This is a genomic window from Amycolatopsis minnesotensis (assembly GCF_039529815.1).
GTDB lineage: Bacteria > Actinomycetota > Actinomycetes > Mycobacteriales > Pseudonocardiaceae > Amycolatopsis > Amycolatopsis minnesotensis.
In genome coordinates this window covers 1-738 of the sequence record NZ_BAAANN010000141.1, presented here as the reverse complement: position 1 = coordinate 738, position 738 = coordinate 1, and the positions used below count along the sequence as shown (strand labels likewise).

At 65.3% G+C, this 738-nt stretch carries 1 protein-coding gene; it reads left to right on the top strand.

Annotation, left to right across the window (positions count from 1 at the left end):
• Window positions 1–738 (top strand): HNH endonuclease signature motif containing protein (locus tag ABD256_RS44205; protein WP_344432408.1); only part of this gene is annotated, 738 nt, incomplete at both ends.

Here is a 738-nt window from a genome sequence, read left to right as displayed (position 1 = left end):
GTCATGCGGGTATCGGGGAGATCGGCACACTGGGCAAGGAAATCCTCGGCCGTCTCGACCCCGACGGCACCGAGCCTCGTGAGAGTCCTGAACCGAAGCGTGCCCTGCACATCCATCAGCGCAAGGACGGTTCGGCGAAGTTCGACGGCTACCTCGACCCGATCTCCGCCGCCAAAACCCTCGCCCTGCTCGACCCACTCGCCTTGTCGCAGCCGGATGACCCTTCCGACAATCCGCTGTTGCGGGGTCGGGCGGAACGGTATGGGGACGCGTTCATGGAGATAGTCACTCTCGCCGCGAGTCACCCGGAGTCTCCGAACCGCAGCGGTGGTCGAGCGGATCTGATCGTGACGATCCCCTTGGCTGACCTGAAGAGGGAGCTGGGCACGGCGTGTCTGGACATGGTCACCGACATCACCGCCAGCGAAGCCCGCATCCTCGCCTGCGACTGCAAAATCATTCCCGCCATCCTCGATGGTGCGGGGCAGCCGTTGGAGATGGGGAGGGCGAGGCGCCTGGTGACCGAGGCGATGCGGCTCATGCTCGCCATCCGCGATCGCGGGTGCTGCTTTCCCGGATGTTCGCGCAGGCCGCGTCATTGCGAAGCACACCACGTGCTGCCCTGGTACGCCGGAGGCGCCACTGACCTGGGTAATCTCACGCTGCTGTGCTCCCGGCATCATCGCCTGCTGCACACCAGCGACTGGACACTCCGCATGGTCAACGGCCAACCCGAGT